Genomic DNA, 4,936 nt, shown 5'->3' with positions numbered 1-4,936 from the left:
ACGGCAACAAGCTTGGTGAAACCACCGCCGATGCCGAAGGGAACTGGGTCTTCACGCCGGAAAGCGAACTGGCGGAAGGTGAGCACAGCTTTACCGTGCGTGCCACCGACGCTGCGGGCAATCAGTCTGGTAGCTCACAGGCCTGGCAAACCACGATTGTTGCCCAGCTGCCAGAAATGCCGGTGATTGAGTCAGTGATTGACGATGTCGGCCCACAGACGGGGGCCTTGACCTCTGGGGATGTAACCGACGATCGTCGTCCAGAAATCTCGGGCCGCAGTGAGCCGGAGGTCACGGTGATTGTTTATGACCGTGGCGTCGAGATCGGCCGTGGCCAAGCAGACAGCCAGGGGCACTGGAGCGTGACGCCAGAGAACGATCTGAACGACGGGGAATACAGTCTCACCGCGGTTGTGGTGAATGCTGCTGGCAACAGCAGCGTGGCTTCCGATCCGTTCGAGCTGATTGTTTATACCGGCACTGGCCCAACGCAGGTTGCCTATCTCTCGCAGATGGGCAAAGACTCCGGTTATGACGGAAATGACTTTGTGTCTGACAATGGCAACGCCGGGCGTTTGATGCACGGTACGCTGAGTGCAGAACTGACGGCGGGTCAGAACCTGCAAGTGTCTACCGACGGAGGCCGCAGTTGGTCCAACGCCCTGGTGGACGGGACGAAATGGGCCGCTCAGGATCTGGGTCTGCATGCCGCGAACTGGACGATCCAGACCCGTGTGGTGGATCAGTTTGGTCATGCTGGTCAAGTGATATCGCAGGCGGTTACTCTCGACATCACTGCGCCACGCGTGCCAGCCGCAGTGCGTCTGGAAGGGAACAGCCTGCTTGTTGAGTTTGATGCGCAGAATGTTGCTGTTGGCGAACGTATTGCCGTGGTGGCTGACGGTGGCACCCAGCGCTTCGAGCATACCCTTACCGCACAGGATATCGCTGCTGGTTCAGTGAGCCTGGACGTGGGGGCGGTAAGCAGTGCCAGCGTAGCCCTGGTCGATCTGGCCGGTAACCTGTCAGGCTTTGTGAATGCCGGCGGTTCTGCACCGGGTGTGAATATGGCGGTAACGGGGGATGTGTCTGAACTCTACGGGCAGAATCGCGACAACATCTTCACGCTAGACGATGTCAATGTACTCAATAACGTGAAGGTGATTGAGGGTAACGGCGGTATTGATACGCTGAAACTGACGGGAGCTGATCAGGTGTTGGATTTGTCAGCCTGGACAGGGCGTTTGAGTACGGTAGAGGTTATCGACATCACCGGCTCAGGCAATAACACACTGAAGATCTCTCTGGGTGACGTGCTGGACCAAGGGTTCCGTGGGGCATTTATCAACGACGAAAGCGTGCAGTTGGCGGTCAAAGGTGATGCGGGTGATGTGGTAATGCTGAGCGATCTGCTGCCTAACGGCATGGACGTTGGTGATTGGGAAAACCTCGGGGAAGTGATCTCGGCGGGTATCTCTTACGACGTGTACCATCACACCGCGCTGGCAGCAGAAATCCTGGTGCAACAAGGCGTTGATGTACAGTTCCATTAATTGTTCAACGAGACCTGACTAGGTCGGCAAGCAAGCGGGTTTGGCTATATAGGGTTCAAGCCCGCTTTATTGTTAAAACAATATCCTCATACGCCGTACGGTAAGGGTTGCCATGTGGGGGGTAAGGTTATGGCCTTTGTCTGAGTACCGATTAGGGGCATCATGACAAGTAAAATAGCCTGATAAATAGGCTACTTGCTGAGTAGGCTTCTCGAGTTTTCTTCCGACCGGCATCTCTTGGTAACACAGGTACATATGGATAATAACGAAATGGAATTGAGACTAGTACTATCACCTTTAATTCGAATTCGAACATGCCTGACAGACAAAGAGACCGTTGGCGTTTAAAGTAATACTATAAATAATAGGTATGAGGGAAGGTTAATTTTGATGCTCTACCTCACTCCACAGCTGCAGATGTAGTTAAAGATATTATTTTTTTAATAAGGTTTTACGAGGTTATTTTCGATTGAAACCCTAAGGAACTATAAATGCGTTGCTGTCAGAGAGGCAATGGCTGAATCAGAGGAATGATTCACTTGTACTTGATTTTAAATCTTACTAAAGCGAGCGTTGCCCTGCTGGGTTGAGGTTGGCTTTCCCTTTAAATAATATATGTGGGTAATGACACAATGAATTTCGCCTTTTTAACTGATGAAGAAACTTTATTTTTCTATCCTATAGATAAAGTTGAGAGTTTATATTTACCTGTCCAGTCGAACGAAGGGGCACGTTATATTGTTACCGAGCAAAATGGTGCTGACATTAACGAAAGCCTTACGGCAGAGCGTGTTAATAACGATCTTCATCTGAAGTTTTATGCAGATTCACAGACTCCTTCTACCGTTGTTATCAAAGACTTTGCTCTGACTAACAGCAAAGTTTTCAGCCTGGCCAATAATGGCGAATATCGCCAGCATCTCTCTGCCGAAGATATGCCGGTTCAAGGGCCAGTGGCGTTGAGCAATCTCTATCTGGGTACGCAGCAGGAACAGAGCGAAGCGGTTTCTCTGAAAGTGATCCAGCATGCAACCACCTTGCAAACACTCGAAAAAATGGCTGAGTCGTTGAACCCGGCCAGCGACGCCGCACCCGTGCAAACGGATGTTACAGCCGCTGCTGATGCGCTGCCACTGTCTGCGGCAAGCCAGACAGAAGGCGCGGTATTTTCTGTAATACCTACAATCACTACCGTTTATGACCAGGTTGGTGGCCGTCAGGGAAGCTTAGTGAGTGGCAGCGTTACCGACGATAAAACGCCGAAGCTGACAGGTACTGGGCAACCCGGTGCGCAGTTGGAGGTTTTACAGAACGGTGAATTCATCGGTTTTACCCAGGTAGACGTGGCTGGCAACTGGTCGTTTATCCCTTCTGTGCCGTTGCAGGAAGGTGGGCAGCTTCTCTATGTTCGCGATCCGGCTACCAACCAAACTTCCGGTAACATCGTATTGATCATCGATACGGTGGCACCTTCACGTTCTGAAATTTCCAGCGTAGTGGCCGATAATACTGGCACGGCGGCAGCGATCGGCAAAAATGGCTATACCAACGATAATACGCCGAGCCTTTCGGGCAAAGGTGAAGCCAACTGTCTGATCGCCGTCTACAACGGTAATGCATTGGTCGGGACGACCTATGCCGATCAGTCTGGTATGTGGAGCTTTACGCCAATTTCGCCACTCCAGGATGGTCAATATGAATTCAGGGCTGTGGGTATCGATTTCTCTGGGAATACCGGCCTGTCTTCCGCCAAGTTCAATTTCACTATTGATACTTTGCCACCGGCTCAACCTCAGATTATCGAGGTTATTGATAATGTTGGGGCAGTGACTGGGCCAGTGTTCAGCGGTGCCGCCACGGATGATAATACGCCAACCCTAAACGGGCAGGCTGAAGCGGGCAGTAAAGTCACCCTTTACGATAATGGTAATAAAATGGGTGAAGTCCGGGCGGATGCATCGGGAAACTGGACTTTTACGCCGGTTGTACCAATGGATCCTGGTTCACACACCTTTACCGTTACTGCAACCGATCTTACCGGTAATGTTTCTGAGGTATCGCAATCTTGGAACATCAATATTGTACTTGGCATGCCTGATGCCCCTGTCGTCGATTCAGTCTATGACGATTATGGCGATATCGTGCATAGCCTCGAGTCAGGTGATGTGACTGACGATGCCACGCCACGTATTGCAGGGACATCTGTACCAAACTCTACGGTAATTATTTACGACAACGATCAGGAAATCGCTCGAGTAGCGGTGGATGCGTCTGGACATTGGAGTCTCACCCCAAGCACCCCGCTGGTTGATGGCAAGCATGACCTGACATTTGTCACATTAAATCAGGCCGGCAACTACAGTGAAGCCAGCTCTCCGTGGGTGGTAATTGTTGACACCACCGCGCCGGATGCGCCAACCATTGGCAGTATCTATGATGACGCGGGCAGCAAGACCGGGGCACTGCAGCCTGGTGACGTCACCGACGACACCACGCCGACCCTGAACGGCCAGGCGGAAGCGGGCGCGAAGGTTGAGATCTACGACAACGGCAACAAGATCGGGGAAACCACCGCCGATGCCGAAGGGAACTGGGTCTTCACGCCGGAAAGCGAACTGGCGGAAGGCGAGCACAGCCTGACTACCCGTGCCACCGATGCGGCGGGCAATACGTCCGCAATGTCCCCACCGTGGGCTCTTGTGATCGATATTACGCCACCTGCTCAGCCGGGAACTGACGGCAATGGCTCGGGCATTAACGAGATTATCGACGATCAGGGGCCGGTACAGGGGCCGATCGCCAAAGGTGAAACCACTGACGACACCAAGCCGACGTTGAACGGCAAGGGTGAACCCGGTGACACCATTGTGGTGATGGATAACGGCAACAAGATCGGTGAAACCACCGTGGATGAAAACGGCAACTGGATCTTTACGCCGGAGACTGAACTGAGTGAAGGCGAGCATAAGATCAGCGTGATCGTCGAAGACCCGGCGGGCAATCAGTCGCCGCCGTCCGATCCGTGGGTGGTGATTGTTGACACCACCGCGCCGGATGTGCCGACCATTGGCAGTATCTATGACGACGCGGGCAGCAAGACCGGGGCACTGCAGCCTGGTGACGTCACCGACGACACCACGCCGACCCTGAACGGCCAGGCGGAAGCGGGCGCGAAGGTCGAGATCTACGACAACGGCAACAAGCTTGGTGAAACCACCGCCGATGCTGAAGGGAACTGGGTCTTCACGCCGGAAAGCGAACTGGCGGAAGGTGAGCACAGCCTGACTACCCGTGCCACCGACGCGGCGGGCAATACGTCCGCAATGTCCCCACCGTGGGCTCTGGTGATCGACATTACGCCACCTGCTCAGCCGGGAACTGAC

Annotated in this window: 2 protein-coding genes; both read left to right on the top strand. The window is 53.3% G+C overall.

What is annotated here, in order from left to right; genetic code table 11:
* The coding region (locus WG891_RS26430; protein WP_337265072.1) for an Ig-like domain-containing protein at positions 1-1,553 on the top strand (1,553 nt) is incomplete at its 5' end.
* 632 nt (positions 1,554-2,185) lie between these two features.
* A partial coding sequence (locus tag WG891_RS26425; RefSeq protein ID WP_337274589.1) for an Ig-like domain-containing protein occupies positions 2,186-4,936 on the top strand: 2,751 nt, incomplete at its 3' end.

Origin of the sequence: Serratia sp. MMO-28, from assembly GCF_037199905.1 — a bacterium.
GTDB classification, from domain to species: Bacteria; Pseudomonadota; Gammaproteobacteria; order Enterobacterales; family Enterobacteriaceae; genus Chania; species Chania oryzae.
The sequence above is the reverse complement of the archived record's forward strand: the minus strand, read 5'-3'. Positions and strand labels throughout refer to the sequence as shown.